Here is a 17,939-nt window from a genome sequence, read left to right as displayed (position 1 = left end):
TCCCGATCGCCCGTCTAGTTTGACGACGGAAAACTGATATCTCTCTGCCAACGCAAACAACCAAAGCCTCAGGAGCTTTCCATGCAACAGAACGTCGTCGTCCTCGTCGGACGCATTCTTCTCGCCCTCATGTTCATCACTGCCGGTTATCCGAAGCTCATCGATCCGTCGGGCACCGCCGGCATGATCGCCGGTGCCGGCCTGCCGGCCGCGACCGCGCTTGCCTACCTCGCCGGTCTCTTCGAAGTCGTCGCTGGCCTCTTCGTGCTCGTCGGCTTCCAGACGCGCATCGCCGCTTACCTTCTTGCCGCCTTCAGCGTGTTCACAGCTCTCGTGTTCCACAGCGGCGCGATCAACGTTCCGGACTTTCCGGAAGGCGCAAACGGCCTGCTTACCCTCTTCAACGGCCTGATGATGTGGAAGAACATCACGATCGCCGGTGGCTTCCTCGTGCTCGCCGCCTTCGGCCCCGGCGCCTATTCGCTGGACGCCCGCTCTTCTGCCGGCAAGACCGTCGCCGCCTAAGCATTCGCGATACTCTGATCCTCCAGAAAAACCCTCCCCGGCCTCCGGGGAGGGTTTTTCGTGTCAGGCATGCTGGAAAGCCGCGTCTCTTGCTGCTATGCGCACGGTAAGACAGCCATGTGGGGAGATGCCGATGTTTTCCAATTCCTTTCCGGACAAAAACGTGATGGCGGGGCTGATGGCCCGCATGCTGTGGGAGATCAAGGCGGTGCATTTCCGCCCGGAAGAACCCTATAAGCTCGCCTCCGGCATGGCCTCCCCGGTCTACATGGATTGCCGCAAGCTGCTTTCCTATCCGCGCATCCGCTCGGCCATCATGGATTTCGCCGCCGCCACCATCACCCGCGATGCCGGCTTCGAGCGCTTCGACGTGATCGCCGGCGGCGAGACGGCGGGCATTCCCTTTGCCGCGCTGCTGGCAGACCGTCTTGGCCTGCCGATGGTCTACGTGCGCAAGAAGCCGAAGGGCCATGGTCGCAACGCGCAGATCGAAGGCGTGATGCCGGAGGGTGCCCGCGTGCTCGTCATCGAGGACCTCGTCACCGTTGGCGGTTCGATGTTCACCTTCATCGACGCGATCCGCGCGGCCGGCGGCGTGGTGGATCACGGCATGGCACTGTTCTACTACGGCATCTTCCAGGAAGCGGAAGCCCGATATGCCAATGGCGGCGTCAAGCTGCACCATATCGGCACCTGGCGCGACGTGCTGGCGGTCGCGCGCGAGGAGAAGCTCTTCGACGACGCGACGCTCGCCTCCGTCGCCGCCTTCTTCGATGCGCCGCTCGTCTGGTCGGCCGCCCATGGCGGCGTCGCGGAGCTGCCGACGTCTTAAAGGCGCTCGCTAAAAGGCTCTGGCGCTTTCCGCCATGATCGTTTAAATCGATTGAAAGTTCGATTGGAGGAAGTCTGATGATCCTGTGTTGTGGTGAAGCGCTGATCGACATGCTGCCGCGCACGTCGACGCTCGGCGAGGATGCCTACGCCCCCTATGCCGGCGGGGCGATCTTCAACACGGCGATTGCGCTCGGCCGCCTCGGCGTGCCGACGGGCTTCTTCACCGGCCTTTCCGACGACATGATGGGCGATATCCTGCGCGGCACGCTGAAGGAAAGCGGCGTTGACTACAGCTATTGTGCAACGCTGTCGCGCCCGACCACCGTCGCCTTCGTCAAGCTCGTCGACGGCCACGCGACCTACGCCTTCTACGACGAGGGCACCGCCGGCCGCATGATCACCGAGGCCGAGCTTCCCGCCCTCGGCGACGATTGCGAGGCGCTGCATTTCGGCGCGATCAGCCTGATCCCCGAGCCCTGCGGCTCGACCTACGAGGCGCTTCTGGCGCGCGAACACGACAAGCGCGTCATCTCGCTCGACCCGAACATCCGACCCGGCTTCATCAAGGACAAGGATGCCCATATGGCCCGCATCCGCCGTATGGCGGCGATGTCCGACATCGTGAAGTTCTCCGACGAGGACCTCGCCTGGTTCGGGCTCGAAGGCGACGAGGAGGCGCTCGCCCGCCACTGGCTGCACCACGGCGCAAAGCTCGTCGTCGTGACGCGTGGTGCGGAAGGTGCCGTCGGCTATACCGTAAACCATAAGGTCACGGTGCCGAGCGAGCGCGTCAGCGTGGTCGACACGGTCGGCGCCGGCGATACGTTCGATGCCGGCGTGCTCGCCTCGCTGAAGATGCAGAACCTGCTGACCAAGGAACAGGTGGCGAAGCTCGACCAGGACCAGATCGCCAAGGTGCTGGCGCTCGGCGCCAAGGCCGCCGCCGTCACCGTCTCGCGCGCCGGCGCAAACCCGCCCTGGGCAAAGGAAATCGGGCTCGCCTGAGCCGGCAGGACACAGGCCGCAACCTCTCCTCCGTCATGCTCGGGCTTGACCCGAGCATCCACGCCACAAGCGCCGCGCGTGCCGCATGGATCCTCGGGTCAAGCCCGAGGATGACGACAGAGGGTGGGGCAAGGTGGCGAAAACAGGCTGAAAGTGCCCTTTCATTCGCCTGTCATCGCAGCATGGTCAAAGGGGCCATGCTCGACCACACCGCCCCAGATTCGCTTGCCGCCGCCCGGTCGAATGGCCGGGCTCCCACCATTCTTGTCGTCACCGATGCCTGGCGCCCGCAATTGAACGGCGTCGTGCACACGCTCGAAGAGCTCGCCCGCTCGATGGCGGAGGAGGGCATCGACGTCGTCTTCCTGACGCCGCAGGAATTCACCACGGTGCCGCTGCCGTCCTATCCGGAAATCCGGCTCGCCATCACCTCGAAGCGCCGCGTGCTGGCCGAGATCGAGAAGATCGCGCCGGACTATATCCACATCGCCACGGAAGGCCCGCTCGGCATGGCGGCACGCAGCGCCTGCCTCGAGCGCCGACTGCCCTTCACCACGGCCTATCACACGCGCTTTCCCGAATTCATCAGCGCCCGCCTGCCCATTCCGGAAAGCGTCAGCTACTGGTGGCTGCGCCGCTTCCACAATGCCGGCGACGGCATGATGGTGGCGACCAAGTCGCTGGGTGCGGAGATGGCGGCGCGCGGCTTCGTGCGCATCAAGCGCTGGTCGCGCGGCGTCGATACCAAACTGTTCGATCCGGCAAAACGCCGCGATCTCGGCATGCCGCGCCCGATCTTCCTGAATGTCGGCCGCGTCGCCGTAGAAAAGAACCTGCCGGCCTTTTTGAGCCTCGACCTGCCCGGCAGCAAGGTCGTCGTCGGCGATGGGCCGGATCTCGCCATGTTGCGCCAGCGTTATCCGGACGTGCATTTCCTCGGCCGCAAGACCGGCGAGGACTTGGCGAGCGTCTACGCCTCGGCCGACGTCTTCGTCTTCCCGAGCCGCACGGATACGTTCGGCAATGTCATGCTGGAAGCGCTGGCGAGCGGCGTCCCCGTCGCGGCCTTCCCGGTCACTGCCCCGAAGGACGTTCTCGGCGAAGGCGGCGCGCTGTCGGAGAACCTGCGGGAAGCCGCACTTGCGGCGCTCGACATCCCCAAGGACGTCGCCCGCGGCCGCGCCATGACCTATAGCTGGAGCGCCTGCGCGCGCGAATTCCTCGGAAACCTCACCCGCGTGCCGCGCGGTGCTTTCGCGGCACGCCGTCTCAGCCTTCGCTCCTGACGAGCGTTAGCTCGCGGCCTTCAGCAGGGCGGCAACGAGACCGGCCGTCGATGAATCGTGGCCTTCCGCGCTTTCCTTGCCCTCGACGACCGGCAGCAGGCCCGTCGCCAGCTCCTTGCCGAGCTCCACGCCCCACTGGTCGAACGAGTTAATGTTGAACAGCGCGCCTTCCACGAAGACGCGGTGCTCGTAGAGCGCGATCAGCCGGCCGAGTGCAAAGGGCGTCAGGCTGTCATAGACCATGGTGATCGACGGGCGGTTGCCGGAAAACACGCGGTGCGGCGCGATCTTGTCCGCCTTCGCCTCGTCCATGCCCTTGGAGGTGAGCTGCGCCCTGGCCTCGTCCAGCGTGCGGCCCTTCATCAGGGCTTCCGACTGCGCCAGGCAATTGGCGATGAGGAGCTGGTGCTGGTGACGCAGGTCCTTCTCGTGGCCGTTCGCCGCGATCATGAACTCGGCCGGAATGACCGTCGTGCCCTGGTGGATGAGCTGGTAGAAGGCGTGCTGGCCATTGGTGCCGGGCTCGCCCCAGACGACCGGGCCGGTCTGGCCCTCGACCGGCGTCGAATCCATCGTTACCGACTTGCCGTTCGATTCCATGTCGAGCTGCTGGAGATAGGCGGGGAAACGCGACAGGCGCTGGTCATAGGGCAGGATGGCGCGCGACGGATAACCGAGCACGTTGCGATGATAGTAGCCAATGAGGCCGAGCAGCATCGGGATGTTTTCGCGGAACGGCGCCTCGCGGAAATGATTGTCGACGGCATGGCCGCCGGCCAGGAATTCGGCAAAATTTTCCTTGCCGATCGCGATCATCAGCGGCAGGCCGATCGCCGACCAGATCGAATAGCGCCCGCCGACCCAGTCCCAGAAGCCGAAGACGCGTGTTTGGTCGATGCCGAAGGCGGAAACCTTGTCGAGCGCCGTGGAGACCGCGCAGAAATGGCTGCCGACGGCGGCGTCGCCCAGCGCATCGGCGATGAATTTGCGCGCCGTCGCCGCATTGGTCATCGTCTCGATCGTCGTGAACGTCTTCGAGGCGACGATGACGAGCGTCGTCTCGGCCTGAAGCAGCTTCAGCGTATCGGCGATATGCGCGCCATCGATGTTGGAGACGAAATGCAGCCGCGGGCCGTCATGGAAGGGGGCAAGCGCCAAGGTCGCCATGACGGGGCCGAGGTCCGAGCCGCCGATGCCGATATTGACGACGTCGGTGATCTTCTTGCCGGTGGCACCCTTCAGGGCACCCGAACGGATGCCGTCTGCAAATGCGCCCATGGCGTCGAGCACGCCGTTCACATCCGGCATCACGTCCTTGCCCTCGACGAGCACGGGCGTGTTGGAACGGTTGCGCAGCGCCGTGTGCAGCACCGCGCGCTCTTCCGTGATGTTGATGATCGCGCCGGCAAACATCGCGTCGCGCTTCGTCTCGACGCCGGCATTCTTGGCGAGCGCCTCCAGCCCGTCGAGCACGGCGTCGTTCACCGCGCATTTCGAATAGTCGAAGAGGAAGTCGCCGAGTTTGGCGTTGAAGCGGGAGAACCGCTCAGGATCGGCGGCAAAGGCGGCCCTTATGTCTGTGGCGTTGGTATCGCGAACGATGGATTTCAGCTTTTCGACAAGCGCGTTCATCGGCGTCTTCCTTGGCTTTGGACGATGCCGGTTAGCTAGTCGCTTTGGCATGCGCAAATCAAGACCGAAAACGCGGCTTGCCCGAAAAAACTAAATCGATTTAACCCGCGTCGCCGTTTAGCCGCGAAGGTCCTTGCGGAGAATCTTGCCGACGTTGGATTTCGGCAGTTCGGTGCGGAACTCGATGAAGCGCGGCCGCTTGTAGTTGGTGAGGTTGGCCGCGCAATGCGCCTTGACGTCTGCCTCCGTCAGCGCCGGGTTGCGGCGCACCACGAAGAGTTTCACCGCCTCGCCGGAATGTTCGTCCGGCACGCCGATCGCCGCGCATTCGAGGATGCCGGCCAGCGACATCGCCACTTCCTCCACCTCGTTCGGGAATACGTTGAAGCCGGAAACCAGGATCATGTCCTTCTTGCGGTCGACGATCTTGGTGAACCCGTCCGCCGACATGAAGCCGATATCGCCGGAACGGAAGAAACCGTCCGGCGTCATCACCTTCGCCGTTTCGTCCGGCCGCTGCCAGTAGCCGGCCATGACCTGCGGGCCGCGGATGCAGATCTCGCCGATCCCGCCGAGCGCCAGCGTGTTGCCGTCGTCGTCGCGGATCTCGATATCCGTCGAGGGCAGCGGCAGGCCGATCGTGCCGGTGAATTCCGGCTTGTCGAAACGGTTGGCGGTGGCGACCGGCGAGGTTTCCGAAAGCCCGTAGCCCTCTGTGATGGCGCATCCCGTCATCGCCTGCCAGCGTTCGGCGACCGGCCGCTGCACCGCCATGCCGCCGCCGAGCGTCAGCACCAGCTCGGAGAGGTCGAGCTTGGAAAAATCCGGATTGTTCATCAGCGCGTTGAACAGCGTGTTGAGGCCCGGGAAGATGTGGACGCGATACTTCGCCAGTTCTTTGACGAAGGCCGGGATGTCGCGCGGATTGGCGATCAGCACGTTATGGCCGCCGAGCGCGATGCCCATCAGCCCGTTCACCGTCAACGCGAAAATATGGTAGAGCGGCAGCGCGCAGATGAAGACGAGCTGGTCCGGCCGCGCCTTCACCCGGAAGGTCGGCTCGATCCACAGCTTGATCTGCTCCATGTTGGAAAGCAGGTTGGAATGGGTCAGCGTCGCGCCCTTGGAAATGCCCGTCGTGCCGCCGGTATATTGCAGGAAGGCCGTGTCACCTGGCGCAACGCTGACCGGCTTCAGCGCGCCGCGCGCACCCTCCGCCATGGCCTGCGTGAAGGGAATATGCCCCGGCAGCGACCAGGCCGGCACCAGTTTCTTCACCCGGCGCACGACGAAATTGACGATCAGTCCCTTGAGCCCCAGCATGTCGCCCATCGTGGTGACGACCACGTGCTTCACCGCCGTGCGCGAAACGACCTGCGCCACCGTGCTCGCGAAATTCTCCAGCACGAACAGCGCCTTGGCGCCCGCATCCTTCAGCTGGTGTTCCAGTTCGCGCGGCGTGTAGAGCGGGTTGACGTTGACCACGACGAGGCCGGCGCGCAGGATGCCGAAGATGATTACCGGGTTCTGCAGGATGTTCGGCATCATGACCGCCACGCGGTCGCCCTTTTCCAGGCCCTGCGCCTGCAGCCAGACGGCGATCTTTGCCGACGCCGCTTCGAAATCCTTGAAGCTCAGCGTCTTGCCCATGCTGGTGAAAGCGGGGCGATCGGCATAACGGGCGCAGCAGCTTTCGACGAGGGCACCGATCGACGCATGGCCGAGCGGCGCGATCTCGCCCGCCATGCCCTCCGGATAGGAAGCAAGCCAGAAACGGCCGGTCGGTTGCGTGGAAGTGTCCTGGACTGTGGCCGACATGCATGCTCCTCCTCTTGCGCGCGGGCATCATCCGTCCCGCCGGCACCGAAGGTTCCTCCAACCATCCGATGCGGACAAGATGATGCTTTTGGCGGGCGCCATCAAGGGCTATCGCTAGCTTACATTGACGTAAACGTCAACAATCAGTCGGCGCAACGTCACACAGCTTTTTTACAAGGCGGGTAATTGCGGCGGACTGCGGCGTCTCATCGCGCCCCGGCCCTAAAAACCGCGTATATGTTTAACATTCTTCTAGTAGACCTTATCTAGATGGTCCGGCCGCTTGCCGGCCTCATGGGAGTGGACGAGTTTGCTGCATTCGGAACATCGCAAAAGTGAGCCCCGGTTTCTCGGCGCGGCGCGCCCGAGCAGCGTCGCGCTCATATCCCCGATCTCGGCGGCGCGCTGGCTCCTCGTCCTCATCGTCTTCGCCGGCATCTATTTCTTCCATGGCTTCGTCGTGCCGGTGCTGGCCGCCCTCGTCATCGCTTTTGCCAGCTGGCCGCTCTATGCGCGCCTGCTCGCGCAGGTGGGCGGCAACCGGACGCTCGCCGCCTCCATCGCCATCCTGCTGATCCTCGCCTTCATCGTCGGGCCGATCATGATCGCCTCGACCTATGCCTTCCACGAGATCCGCGACTGGATCGGCTGGGCGGTGGAGACGAACCGCACCGGTGCGGTGACACCGGACTGGATCCGCGCGCTGCCGGTCATCGGCGGTTGGCTGGACATGCAATGGACGCGTTTCCTCGATCATCCGGGCGCGATCGGCGAACTGACGCAGATCGTCAGCGGCGCCAATATCGGCAATATCTACAGGGTGGCGCTCGCCGCCGGCGGCAAGGCCTTCGGCCTGCTACTCGCCATGCTCTTCATGTTGATCGCGCTGTTCTTCATCTATCGCGACGGCCAATCCTTCGCCGGCCAGGTCGATCGCCTGGGCGAGCGCATCCTGCCGATGCGCTGGGAGCGCATTTCGCGCATCGTGCCGGCGACGATCAGCTCCACTGTCACCGGCATGACGCTCATCGCTATAGGCGAAGGCATCGTGCTCGGCGTCGCCTACTGGATCGCCGGCGTGCCGTCCGCCGTCACGCTCGGCGTGATCACCGGCATCATGGCCCTCTTCCCCGGCGGCGCGCCGCTCTCCTTCACGCTTGTCTCTGTCTACCTGGTCTCCAGCGGCTCGCCCGTTGCCGGCCTCGCGCTCTTCATCTGGGGCTCGGTGGAGCTTTTCATCGTCGACAAAACGCTGCGCCCCCGCCTTGTCGGCGGTCCGATCAAGCTGCCTTTCCTGCCCACCTTCTTCGGCCTCATCGGCGGCGTGAAGACCATGGGTTTCCTCGGCCTCTTCATCGGCCCGGTCCTCATGGCGCTCCTCGTCGCCATCTGGCGCGAATGGATCCGCGAAGTGGACGCCGCCGAAGCGCCGCCGTCGCCGATCATCCTCGACCCGACCACCGAGGCCGCCACGCGCATCGAGCAGGAGCGCAATGTCGGCTGAGCCGGCTACATAGAGCAGATTGCGCGCGCGAAACCCCTGCATCCGCTTGCAAATTTCGCGGCCGCAACCATAGTCTCCGCTTGCGCGTCTTGCGCAGTTTCTTGGGGGACTAAAACATGACATCCGTTCAGCGGACAGGGCTCGCCGCCCTCGTCCTGGCGACCGTTTTCGCCACATCCACCACATCGGCGCTCGCCTGGGGCTGCATCGCAGTCTCCGAAGAGGGCAGCTACGGCTACAGCTACAGCTACGACAACGAAGGGTCTGCCCGGGAAAAGGCACTGACCGAATGCGCCAACCGCACGACGGAAGAATCCGTCTGCGAAATCACCGAATGCGACGAAAGCGAATAAGCAAGAGGAGCCCGCCCCATGGGCGGGCTTCCGCACCTGATGCTGTTCGCGGAAAGCGGGGCCGACTCTCGATCGCTACGTTCTCACCAGGTTTCTCTTCGGGCTGGCCGTGTCGGGCGCACTTGCGAAGAAGCGTTTCAGTTTCAGGAAATGTTTTTCGAGAAGGTGCCAGGAAAGCCAGGCCGGAATGACGAATGCGATAATGCCGCACGTGATGTAGAGGCAGGCCGCAATCGGCTCCGGCATTCCAAGCCGCGCAAAGGGGGCCGGAGAAAAATGTGCCAGCACGAAGGGGTGAAGGACGTAGAGGCCGTAGCTGTATTTTCCGAAAAAGCGCAGCCAATGGGGTTTGAACAGCAGTCCCATGCTCCCGCCTCGATAGTCTGGGAGGCACATAACCAATAGACCGCCCCAGCCGATGGCAAGAACCGAAAAGCCCAGCGTGTGCATCCAGCGGTCGGCGAACCATACCCCGTCGCGCAGCATGAAGACCAAAAGAACCAACGTCGCCGCTATCGCCGCCGCCCATGGGGCCGCCGCAAAAACACGCTGTTTCGCTGTCCGGTCTCTCACGGCCACAGCGATGAGCGCACCGGTGACCAAAGTGTCAATGCGGAAGGGCGTGAGCGTGTAGGCCGCGCCCTGCGGGATCCCGAACGCCGCCACCGCAAGCCGCCCACAAACGGCGCCGGCCATCAGCAGGATGCACAGTCCGACAAATTTTCTGCGGTTGAGAAAATAGACCGCAAAGGGCCAGATAAGATAGAACTGCTCTTCGATGGCGAGAGACCAGAAGTGTATCAGCGTCAACCACTCGACGTTGAAAAAGCGGGCGCCGCCTGCAGCGACGAAACCCCAGTTCGTCATGTAGGTCCAGGAAAACACCTGATGCTCTCGGATAAAATTCAGTTCCGGCGTGTTGAAGTATCCTGCCGCCGGCATGACCAGGAAGACAACGATTAGCGTGGCGTAATAGAGCGGGAATATCCGCAAGGTACGACGTGCGAAAAAGTTGCTGAAGAAATTCCTGTTATCCTTGGTGTCGATCAGAATACCGGTGATCAGGAAGCCGGACAGGACGAAAAACAGGTCTACCCCGATCCATCCGATCCCTCCGGCCATATATAAAATGGACTTCTCCGCCGCTCCAAATGGGTAGACGAGCGTGAGATGGAATATCATGACCAGCAGTATCGCGAGGCCACGCAGTCCATCCAGCGCATCTATGCGGCCTCCATCCTCTGTCAGCCCGGCAACCCCATGTCTTGGCATGTGTCAAACCCTCTCCAGGCGAAACAGGCTAGCGAAGCAAAAAGTGCCGCATACTTGAGCATTGGGAGGGGATCGATCCGCTCAATTGGGTGCGCTTCCATCGATGGTACACCTGCCTGTGGCCATTGTCGGTAGCACTCCAAATGCCTACGTCGAAAGGGGAAGCTCGTGACTGCCTCGGCACGATTCTCGAAGACACGAGCCGTCGCCTGCCATGCGCGAATATGGTAGCCTCAAAGCATGACCAGTCTGTCCAGCGAAACATTTTTCAGCACGCTTCCCGTTTTCGTCGATTTCGCCGGCGTTGCCGATAGCCGGAACTACCGGGCTTTGCCGGCCGACTGGGCCTTGGCGACGGCCGATATCGTCGATTCCACCGGCACGATCGAGGCCGGCCGCTACAAGGCGGTCAACATGGCCGGCGCCAGCGTCATCTCGGCCATCCTGAATGCGCTGGGCAACAGCGACCTTCCCTTCGTCTTCGGTGGCGATGGCGCCGTGGTCGCCGTGCCGCCATCGGGGGTGGAGAAGGCGCACGACGCGCTTTCGGCGGTGCAGGCCTGGGTAAGCGAGGAACTGAAGCTGACGCTGCGCGCCGCACTCGTTCCCGTGGCCGATATCAACGCAGCCGGCCGGGAAGTCGGCATCGCCCGATTTCAGGTCACACCGGATCTCTCCTACGCGATGTTTGCCGGCGGTGGGTCGAGCTGGGCCGAAGCGCGCATGAAGGAAGGCCTCTTCGCCGTTCCGCCAGCCCCGCCCGGCGCCCGTCCAGACTTGACCGGCCTGTCCTGCCGCTGGAACCCGATCCGGTCCCGCCACGGCGACATCGTCTCGATCATCGCAGTCCCCGTCGCACCCGGCAACCTGGAGCCGTTTCAGACGCTGATCGTCGATATCGTCGCGCTCGCCGCCGGCGAGGAGCGGGAGGGCCATCCCGTCGCGCAGGAGGGGCCGCAGATCGGGCTTTCGATGGCCGGCCTGTCGGCGGAAACGAAAACTGCGCCGAAGGACAAGCGCTTTTCGCACCGGCTGTTCATTCTGGGGCAATATTTTCTGACGGTCGCGCTCTATCGTTTCGGCATGAAGCTTGGCGGTTTCGATGCGCGGGTCTACCGGCAGGATGTCGCCCGCAACGCAGATTTCCGCAAGTTCGACGACGGCCTGAAAATGACCATAGACATCGATCCGAAAAGGCTTCGCGAGATCGAGACACGGCTTGAGCAAGCCGCAAGCGCTGGCATCTGCCGCTTCGGTCTTCACCGACAGGATTCGGCGCTGATGACCTGCATCGTGCCGACGGCGCTGAAGCGCGACCACATGCACTTCATCGACGGCGCCGCCGGCGGCTACGCCATGGCCGCCACCCGCCTGAAGAAACAGATCTCCGCCACCACGCTTGAGGCAGGCACGCAAGCGTGAGGCCGCATGCCCGGCGAGAGAAGGCTTGGATCGAAACTAACCAGTTGAAAGTGAATGGTGCCGCTTACGTGACTCGAACACGTGACCCCGTCATTACGAATGACGTGCTCTACCAACTGAGCTAAAGCGGCCTAGCCGGGTCCCGAAGTGTATCGGGACCGGAATGGGTGCGCTGATAACCGCAATGGGAGGAGATTTCAAGCGGGGAGTTTCAACTTCCGCATTTTTCCTTGTGCATTGCAGCGCTATTGCCGGTTCAGGGCGCGCAGAGGCGACCCTTTGCGGCCCGGTATTCGCGCTCCAGCCGGGCGACGAGGTCCTCGACGGGGGTAACGGCCTTGATTGCGCCGATACCCTGGCCGCAGCCCCAGATGTCCTTCCAGGCCTTTGCGCCGGTCGTGGCTTTCTCGAAGTCCATCTTTGATGGGTCGGCTTCGGGCAGGTGGTCGGGGTCGAGGCCGGCGGCGAGGATGGAGGGTTTCAGGTAGTTGCCGTGGATGCCGGTGAAATAGTTGGAATAGACGATGTCGGCGGCGGCGCTGTCGACGATCGTCTGCTTGTAGGCGTCGCTGGCGCGCGCCTCGGTCGTGGCGATGAAGGGGGAGCCGATATAGGCCATGTCGGCGCCCATCGCCTGGGCGGCGAGGATCGCGCCGCCGGTGGCGATGGCGCCGGAAAGCAGCAGGGGGCCGTCGAACCATTCGCGGATCTCCTGGATCAGCGCGAAGGGCGAGAGCGGGCCGGCATGGCCGCCGGCGCCGGCGGCAACGGCGATGAGGCCGTCGGCACCCTTGCGGATTGCCGAATTGGCGTGGCGGTTGTTGACCACGTCGTGCAGCACGATGCCGCCATAGGAATGGATCGCCGCATTCACCTCCGGCACGGCGCCGAGCGAGGAGATCACCACCGGCACCTTGTATTTCACGCACATCATCAGGTCGTGCTCCAGCCGCGTGTTGGAGCGGTGCACGATCTGGTTGACGGCGAAGGGCGCTGCGGGGCGGTCGGGGTTCTTCGCGTCATGCGCGGCGAGGCCCTCGGTGATTTCCGCCAGCCATTCGTCGAGCTGGGATTCCGGGCGCGCATTAAGCGCCGGGAAGGCGCCGATGACACCGGCCTTGCATTGTGCAAGGGTCAGCGCGGGGTGCGAGACGATGAAGAGCGGCGCGCCGACGACGGGCAGGCGCAGCTTGTCCTTGAGGATCGCGGGCAGGGCCATGGCGGAAGTCCTGTCTGATTTGACGTTTACGAAAACGTCAAAACCATAACAGCGAGAATCCGCTCTGAAAAGGGGTGGTGACGGGCTGAGGGCTGTGGAGCGGGGAGACGAGGGACTATCGGGCCGGGCTTGTTCTCTTCTTCCGGGCCGCGCAGTCCGGCACCGCGAAGGCTCCCGCGCGGCGCTTATCCCCGGTGAAGCATCAGCAGTTTCTGTCGGAAGGCTTGCGCAAATTCCCCGCAAACGTTACGCAAAAACGAACGAAAGCCGGAAAGTGGAGCTCTTTCCACAGATGTGTCATGGCCGCAGCCTTTGGCGGCTCCCGTAGAAGGGTCGGATGTGAGCGGACTGGAAACGGCAATCAGAAACGCGCTGGCGCGTTCCGAACGCGCCAATGCCGAAGTTCGGGCGCGCATCTACCAGTCGGCGCGCAATGCGCTGGAAGCGGGCCTGCGCAAGCAGGAGATCAACGATCCCGAGACGATCGCCACCCAGCGCCACCGGCTGGAAGCGACCATTCACCAGATCGAGGCCGAGGAACGCGCCGAACTGCACGCCGTCGCAGCCCATGAGGTTCGCGTCGAGCCCGTGGTGGAAACGCGGCCGGAGCCGGTGCTGCGCGCCGAACGCGATGTGCGGCCCGAGCCGACGATCGACGCCGAGCCGCGTGCGGAAGAACGCCAGCCGGCCGGCGCAAGTGATCTCGGCGCCATGCGGCCGGAGCGCGCGGACGGTTTTGCCAAGAGCAGCAAGGCCACCACATCCGCAGCCGGCGCGGCGGCAGCGAGCCAGGCTTCGGATTTCCGGCCGGAGCGCGTCGCCAAGGCGCGCCGGCGCCGCGGGCGGCTGTTTTCCTTCCTGCTGGTCGTCGCGACGCTGATCGCAGCCTTTGGCGCGCTTGCCTGGTGGGTACAAACGAGCGGGCTGCTCGACGCCCTCCAGGATGGCGACGGTTCCAACCCGCCGGCGACCGTCTCCGGCGAAGATTTTTCGGGCGAAGACCCGCTCAAGAAGGCGCTGGACACGCAGAGCCGCTTCTCTGCCGATTGGCGCGCGGTCTTCGCGCCGGCCGATACGGCAAAGCTTTCTGCGGGGAGCGCAGGCCGTTTCGAAGCGGTGAGCACGAACGAAGGACCCGCCGTGCGCATCACCTCCACCAATCCGGATCGCGATGGCGCAGTGCTGGTCGAGGTAGCACCGGACGTTCTCGGCGAAATGGGCGGCAAGACCTCGACGGTGGCGCTCACCGTGCAGTCGGTCAGCGGTAAGCCGGTGCAGGTTTCCGTCGAATGCGATTTCGGCTCGATGGGCGGCTGCGGCCGCCATCGTTTCACGATCTCGGAGCGCACCGATATCCTGTTCCAGGTGGAATTCGAGGGCTCGCTCTCGCCGAGCGAGCCGGGTCATCTCCTGGTCAACAGCGATATCACCGGCGCAGATGCGAGCGTCAATCTCTATGCCGTCCGCATCCTGCCGGGTGAATGAGCCTTACTTGACGAAGCCGGGGCCCGATCCGACGATCTTGTCGTCGATCTCGCCGATCGCCTTCTTGTCCTTGCCCTCATAGTCGAGCGTCTTGAGGATGTGGCGGATCAGGTTGATGCGGGCGCGGCGCTTGTCGTTGGCGCGGATCACGGTCCACGGCGCATGGTCCGTATGGGTCGCCTTCAGCATGCGGTCACGCTTGTCCGTATAATCGTCCCACTTGTTGAGCGCGGCGATATCCATCGGCGAGAGCTTCCAGATCTTCAGCGGATCGTGCCGGCGGTCGTGGAAGCGCTTCAATTGCATCTCGCGGCCGATGTTCAGCCAGAATTTGAAGAGATGGATGCCCTCCGAGGTGATCATCTTCTCGAAGCGCGGCGTCTCCTTCAGGAACTTCTCATACTGTTCCGGCGTGCAGAAGCCCATGACCGGCTCGACGCCGGCGCGGTTGTACCAGGAGCGGTCGAACAGCACGAATTCGCCGGCCGTTGGGAACGTCGCGACATAACGCTGGAAATACCACTGGCCGCGCTCGGTCTCGGTCGGCTTGGTGAGTGCGACGATGCGGGCGGAGCGCGGATTCATGTTGGACATGGTGGCATGGATCGCGCCGCCCTTGCCGGCGGCGTCGCGCCCCTCATAGACGGCCATGATGCGCTTGCCGGTCTTCTGCTGCCAGAACTGCACCTTGACGAGCTCGACCTGCAACGCTTCGAGCGTCTCCTCATACTCGTCGCCGTCGAATTTCTTGTCATAGGGATAGTCGTCGGAGCTGAAAGCCTTTTTATCGATCCAGTCTGGAAGCTTGGGATCGTCGATGTCGAACACCCGCTTCTTGTCGTCGATATCCAGCTCAACAGCCCGGCTTTCGGCTTCTTGCGCCATCGTGCACTCCTTCAGAAATTGCCCACGGCCAAGGCCGCTACACCAAGAGGTGGCCACAACCGGATTGCGAATTCAAGCGCGCCGTGAAAAACATGTCATGAAGCCGCGCTATCCATGGAGAATCGATGGAGGTGCGGAGGATACGATGCTTGCAAGGGAATGGGTGGCGGTGGCAGATCAGCGGACGGTCCTCGGCTGGCTGGCAATACAACTGTGGGGCGAACGCGTTCTCATTGCCTCGGCTGTTTTTGTCGGCTTCGTCATGTGGCTTGCCGGCATGCATCTCGGCTGGGTTTCCTTTGCCGTGCTGCTGCTCGTCATCGCCGGCCTGCTGCGCACCGAGCGTCGCATGGCGGATACCGCCATCCGCGCCATGGCCGCGGTCGCCGTGCCCGTGCCGGCCGCTGCCCCGCCCGTTGCGCCGGCAGAGGACCTCTCCGCCATTGCCGCCGTGCTCGGCGCGCTCGATGCGCCGGCCGTGCTTCTGTCCGGGCGCGAAACCGTCAAGCTCCAGAACCGCGCCGCCGAGGCGATTTTTGGCGCGATCCCCCGCAACAGCGACCTTGCCGGCCGTATCCGCGCGCCCGGAATCCTCGACATGGTGCGCGACGCGATCGCCAGCGGCCAGCCGCGCGAGACCGAACATGCCGAGCGGTTGCCCTCCGAGACCGTCTATGTCGTTCGCATCGCCCCGCTCGCCGACCGCACTAGCGAGCCGCTGTGGCTCTTGACCTTCCGCGACGTCTCGCAGGCCCGCCGCATCGACCGCATGCGCTCCGACTTCATCGCCAATGCCAGCCATGAGCTGCGCACGCCGCTGGCGTCGCTGCGCGGCTTCATCGAGACCCTCCAGGGACCCGCCAAGAACGACGTCAAGGCGCATGAGCGCTTCCTGGGCATCATGCACGAGCAGGCGACGCGCATGAGTCGCCTCGTCGACGACCTGCTGTCGCTCTCCCGCCTCGAACTGCGCTCCAATCTCACGCCGGACCAGACGGTCGATCTTGTGCCGCTGCTCGGCCATGTGCGCGATAGCCTGCAGCCGCTCGCCAGCGATCTCGGCATCGAGGTCGTGCTCGATCTGCCGAAACATCCCGTCATCGTGCCGGGCGACCGGGACGAACTCGTCGAGGTTTTCGAGAACCTCATCGAGAATGCCTGCAAATATGGCCAGGAGGGCAAGCGGGTGGACGTTTCGCTCACCGGCGGGGGCGAGGTGCCGGTCGAACTTAGCGTCACCGACTACGGCCCCGGCATACCTCCGGAACACGTGCCGCGGATTACCGAACGTTTCTATCGGGTTAACGTCGAAGCCAGCCGTTCCAAGAAAGGCACAGGCCTGGGGCTCGCCATCGTCAAGCACATCCTGACCCGCCACCGCGCACGCCTCGTCGTGAAGTCCGAGGTGGGCAAGGGCACGGTGTTTACCGTGAAGTTTTGACACAAAGAATTACGCCTTCGTCGCATCGTTTAAAATAGCGAAGCAATTTCAGGTGTTTGGCATGTCACAAATGTTTCGTCAAACTGACATAAAAGGGAGGGCGATCGGGGTTTAGAGAAGAGCCGCCGGTCAACGGCAGAGAGCGCGAAACCTGCGCTTCCCACATATGTCCTCTTCGGGAGAACCCAGATGAAATCTCTTAAGCTCACCCTCGCGGCGCTTGTCGCTTCCGCCGCATTCGCAGGCGTTGCCGTTGCGCGCGACCAGGTCCAGATCGCAGGCTCCTCCACCGTCCTTCCCTATGCCAAGATCGTTGCCGAGACGTTCGGCGAGACCTTCCCCGACTTCAAGACCCCGATCGTCGAATCCGGCGGCACGGGCGGTGGTCTGAAGGAATTCTGCAAGGGCGTCGGCCCGGACAGCATCGACATCGCCAATGCATCGCGTGCGATGAAGGCTGACGAAATCGAAGCCTGCAAGACCGCTGGCGTCACGGAAATCCAGGAAGTCAAGATCGGCTACGACGGCATCGTCTTCGCAACCGACGCCGGCAATGCCGACCTGAAGCTCGAGCCGAAGGACCTCTACCAGGCGCTCGCCGCTGAAGTCGTCGTCGACGGCAAGCTGGTTGCCAACCCCTACAAGAAGTGGTCGGAAGTCAACAAGGACCTGCCGGACGCCGAAATCGCCGCCTACATCCCGGGCTCCAAGCACGGCACGCGCGAAGTCTTCGAAGAGAAGATCCTCGCTCACGGCTGCAAGGACTCTGGCGCGCAGGACGTCATCAAGGCTGCTATCGCCGACGCCAAGGAACAGCTTTCCAAGTGCGTAGCCGTTCGTAAGGACGGTCTGGCTGTCGACATCGACGGTGACTACACCGAAACGCTCGCTCGCATCGCTGCCAACAAGTCCGGTATCGGCGTGTTCGGCCTTTCCTTCTACGAAAACAACGCCGACAAGCTGAAGGTCGCCACCATCAGCGGCATCGTTCCGTCGACCGAAACGATCGCTTCCGGCGAATACCCGGTTTCGCGCCCGCTGTTCTTCTACGTCAAGAAGGCGCATCTCGGCGTTATCCCGGGCCTGAAGGAATATGTCGAGTTCTTCACGAGCGAAGACATGATCGGCCCGGACTCCCCGCTGGTTGAATACGGCCTCGTCGCTGCTCCCGATGCAGAGCGCGAAGAAATCCGTAAGGCCTTCGTAGACGGCAAGATCATGTAATTGTCTCTGGCCGGCGCGTTCTTCGCGCCGGCCG

At 63.4% G+C, this 17,939-nt stretch carries 15 protein-coding genes and 1 tRNA gene; 10 read left to right on the top strand and 6 right to left on the bottom strand.

The window, feature by feature from the left end:
- Positions 1-81: 81 nt before the first annotated feature.
- The 4 genes from GB927_RS15290 (at position 82) to GB927_RS15275 (ending at position 3,650) form a co-directional block, all read left to right on the top strand.
- Entirely contained in the window at positions 82-525 is a 444-nt protein-coding gene (locus GB927_RS15290) for a DoxX family protein (protein WP_369431658.1), read from the top strand.
- A gap of 133 nt (positions 526-658) precedes the next feature.
- On the top strand, positions 659-1,357 hold the full coding sequence (locus tag GB927_RS15285) for an orotate phosphoribosyltransferase (protein ID WP_256118006.1): 699 nt from the start codon (positions 659-661) through the stop codon (positions 1,355-1,357).
- A 77-nt stretch (positions 1,358-1,434) separates the two neighbouring features.
- Positions 1,435-2,364 carry a carbohydrate kinase family protein gene (locus GB927_RS15280; RefSeq protein WP_256118005.1) on the top strand — a complete coding sequence of 310 codons (930 nt, stop codon included), beginning with the start codon at positions 1,435-1,437 and terminating at the stop codon, positions 2,362-2,364.
- A gap of 197 nt (positions 2,365-2,561) precedes the next feature.
- Positions 2,562-3,650 carry a glycosyltransferase family 4 protein gene (locus GB927_RS15275; protein WP_256118004.1) on the top strand — a complete coding sequence of 363 codons (1,089 nt, stop codon included), beginning with the start codon at positions 2,562-2,564 and terminating at the stop codon, positions 3,648-3,650.
- 6 nt (positions 3,651-3,656) lie between these two features.
- Here the strand turns inward: GB927_RS15275 and pgi are convergent, their stop codons facing one another.
- Both pgi and GB927_RS15265 read right to left on the bottom strand, forming a co-directional pair.
- The gene (gene pgi / locus GB927_RS15270; RefSeq protein ID WP_256118003.1) at positions 3,657-5,282 is read right to left on the bottom strand and encodes a glucose-6-phosphate isomerase; all 1,626 of its coding nucleotides are present in this window, start codon (positions 5,280-5,282) and stop codon (positions 3,657-3,659) included.
- A gap of 117 nt (positions 5,283-5,399) precedes the next feature.
- The gene (locus GB927_RS15265; RefSeq protein WP_256118002.1) at positions 5,400-7,100 is read right to left on the bottom strand and encodes a long-chain fatty acid--CoA ligase; all 1,701 of its coding nucleotides are present in this window, start codon (positions 7,098-7,100) and stop codon (positions 5,400-5,402) included.
- 382 nt (positions 7,101-7,482) lie between these two features.
- On the opposite strand from GB927_RS15265, the gene GB927_RS15260 reads away from it, so the two are divergent.
- Together GB927_RS15260 and GB927_RS15255 are read left to right on the top strand one after the other, a co-directional pair.
- Positions 7,483-8,604 carry an AI-2E family transporter gene (locus GB927_RS15260; RefSeq protein WP_256118351.1) on the top strand — a complete coding sequence of 374 codons (1,122 nt, stop codon included), beginning with the start codon at positions 7,483-7,485 and terminating at the stop codon, positions 8,602-8,604.
- Positions 8,605-8,720: 116 nt separating this feature from the next.
- Positions 8,721-8,957: a DUF4189 domain-containing protein gene (locus tag GB927_RS15255; protein ID WP_256118001.1), complete on the top strand. Its 237-nt coding sequence runs from the start codon at positions 8,721-8,723 to the stop codon at positions 8,955-8,957.
- 75 nt (positions 8,958-9,032) lie between these two features.
- Here GB927_RS15255 and GB927_RS15250 read toward each other — a convergent pair whose 3' ends face one another.
- Positions 9,033-10,229, bottom strand: coding sequence for an acyltransferase family protein (locus tag GB927_RS15250; RefSeq protein ID WP_256118000.1), 1,197 nt, complete (start codon positions 10,227-10,229; stop codon positions 9,033-9,035).
- A 240-nt stretch (positions 10,230-10,469) separates the two neighbouring features.
- Here GB927_RS15250 and GB927_RS15245 point away from each other — a divergent pair, with 240 nt between their 5' ends.
- Positions 10,470-11,651, top strand: coding sequence for a DUF3095 domain-containing protein (locus GB927_RS15245; RefSeq protein WP_256117995.1), 1,182 nt, complete (start codon positions 10,470-10,472; stop codon positions 11,649-11,651).
- Positions 11,652-11,706: 55 nt separating this feature from the next.
- On the opposite strand, the gene GB927_RS15240 is transcribed toward GB927_RS15245, so the two are convergent.
- Positions 11,707-11,782: transfer RNA gene (locus tag GB927_RS15240), tRNA-Thr, on the bottom strand.
- A 125-nt stretch (positions 11,783-11,907) separates the two neighbouring features.
- A complete protein-coding gene (locus GB927_RS15235; RefSeq protein ID WP_256117993.1) occupies positions 11,908-12,870 on the bottom strand; it encodes an NAD(P)H-dependent flavin oxidoreductase in 963 nt (320 codons plus the stop codon).
- Positions 12,871-13,209: 339 nt separating this feature from the next.
- On the opposite strand from GB927_RS15235, the gene GB927_RS15230 reads away from it, so the two are divergent.
- Complete coding sequence (locus GB927_RS15230; RefSeq protein WP_256117992.1) at positions 13,210-14,355, top strand: cytochrome P450 family protein; 1,146 nt, start codon at positions 13,210-13,212, stop codon at positions 14,353-14,355.
- Positions 14,356-14,358: 3 nt separating this feature from the next.
- Here GB927_RS15230 and ppk2 read toward each other — a convergent pair whose 3' ends face one another.
- Entirely contained in the window at positions 14,359-15,240 is an 882-nt protein-coding gene (ppk2, locus tag GB927_RS15225; RefSeq protein WP_256117991.1) for a polyphosphate kinase 2, read from the bottom strand.
- Between the two features lie 145 nt (positions 15,241-15,385).
- Here ppk2 and phoR point away from each other — a divergent pair, with 145 nt between their 5' ends.
- Both phoR and GB927_RS15215 read left to right on the top strand, forming a co-directional pair.
- On the top strand, positions 15,386-16,681 hold the full coding sequence (gene phoR / locus GB927_RS15220; protein ID WP_256117990.1) for a phosphate regulon sensor histidine kinase PhoR: 1,296 nt from the start codon (positions 15,386-15,388) through the stop codon (positions 16,679-16,681).
- A gap of 189 nt (positions 16,682-16,870) precedes the next feature.
- On the top strand, positions 16,871-17,905 hold the full coding sequence (locus GB927_RS15215; RefSeq protein WP_256117989.1) for a substrate-binding domain-containing protein: 1,035 nt from the start codon (positions 16,871-16,873) through the stop codon (positions 17,903-17,905).
- The last annotated feature ends 34 nt before the right edge of the window (positions 17,906-17,939 follow it).

The sequence above is a fragment of the Shinella lacus genome, assembly GCF_010994755.1.
Taxonomy (GTDB): domain Bacteria; phylum Pseudomonadota; class Alphaproteobacteria; order Rhizobiales; family Rhizobiaceae; genus Shinella; species Shinella lacus.
Note: the sequence above shows the minus strand (reverse complement) of the source record. Positions and strands in the feature narration are given on the sequence as shown.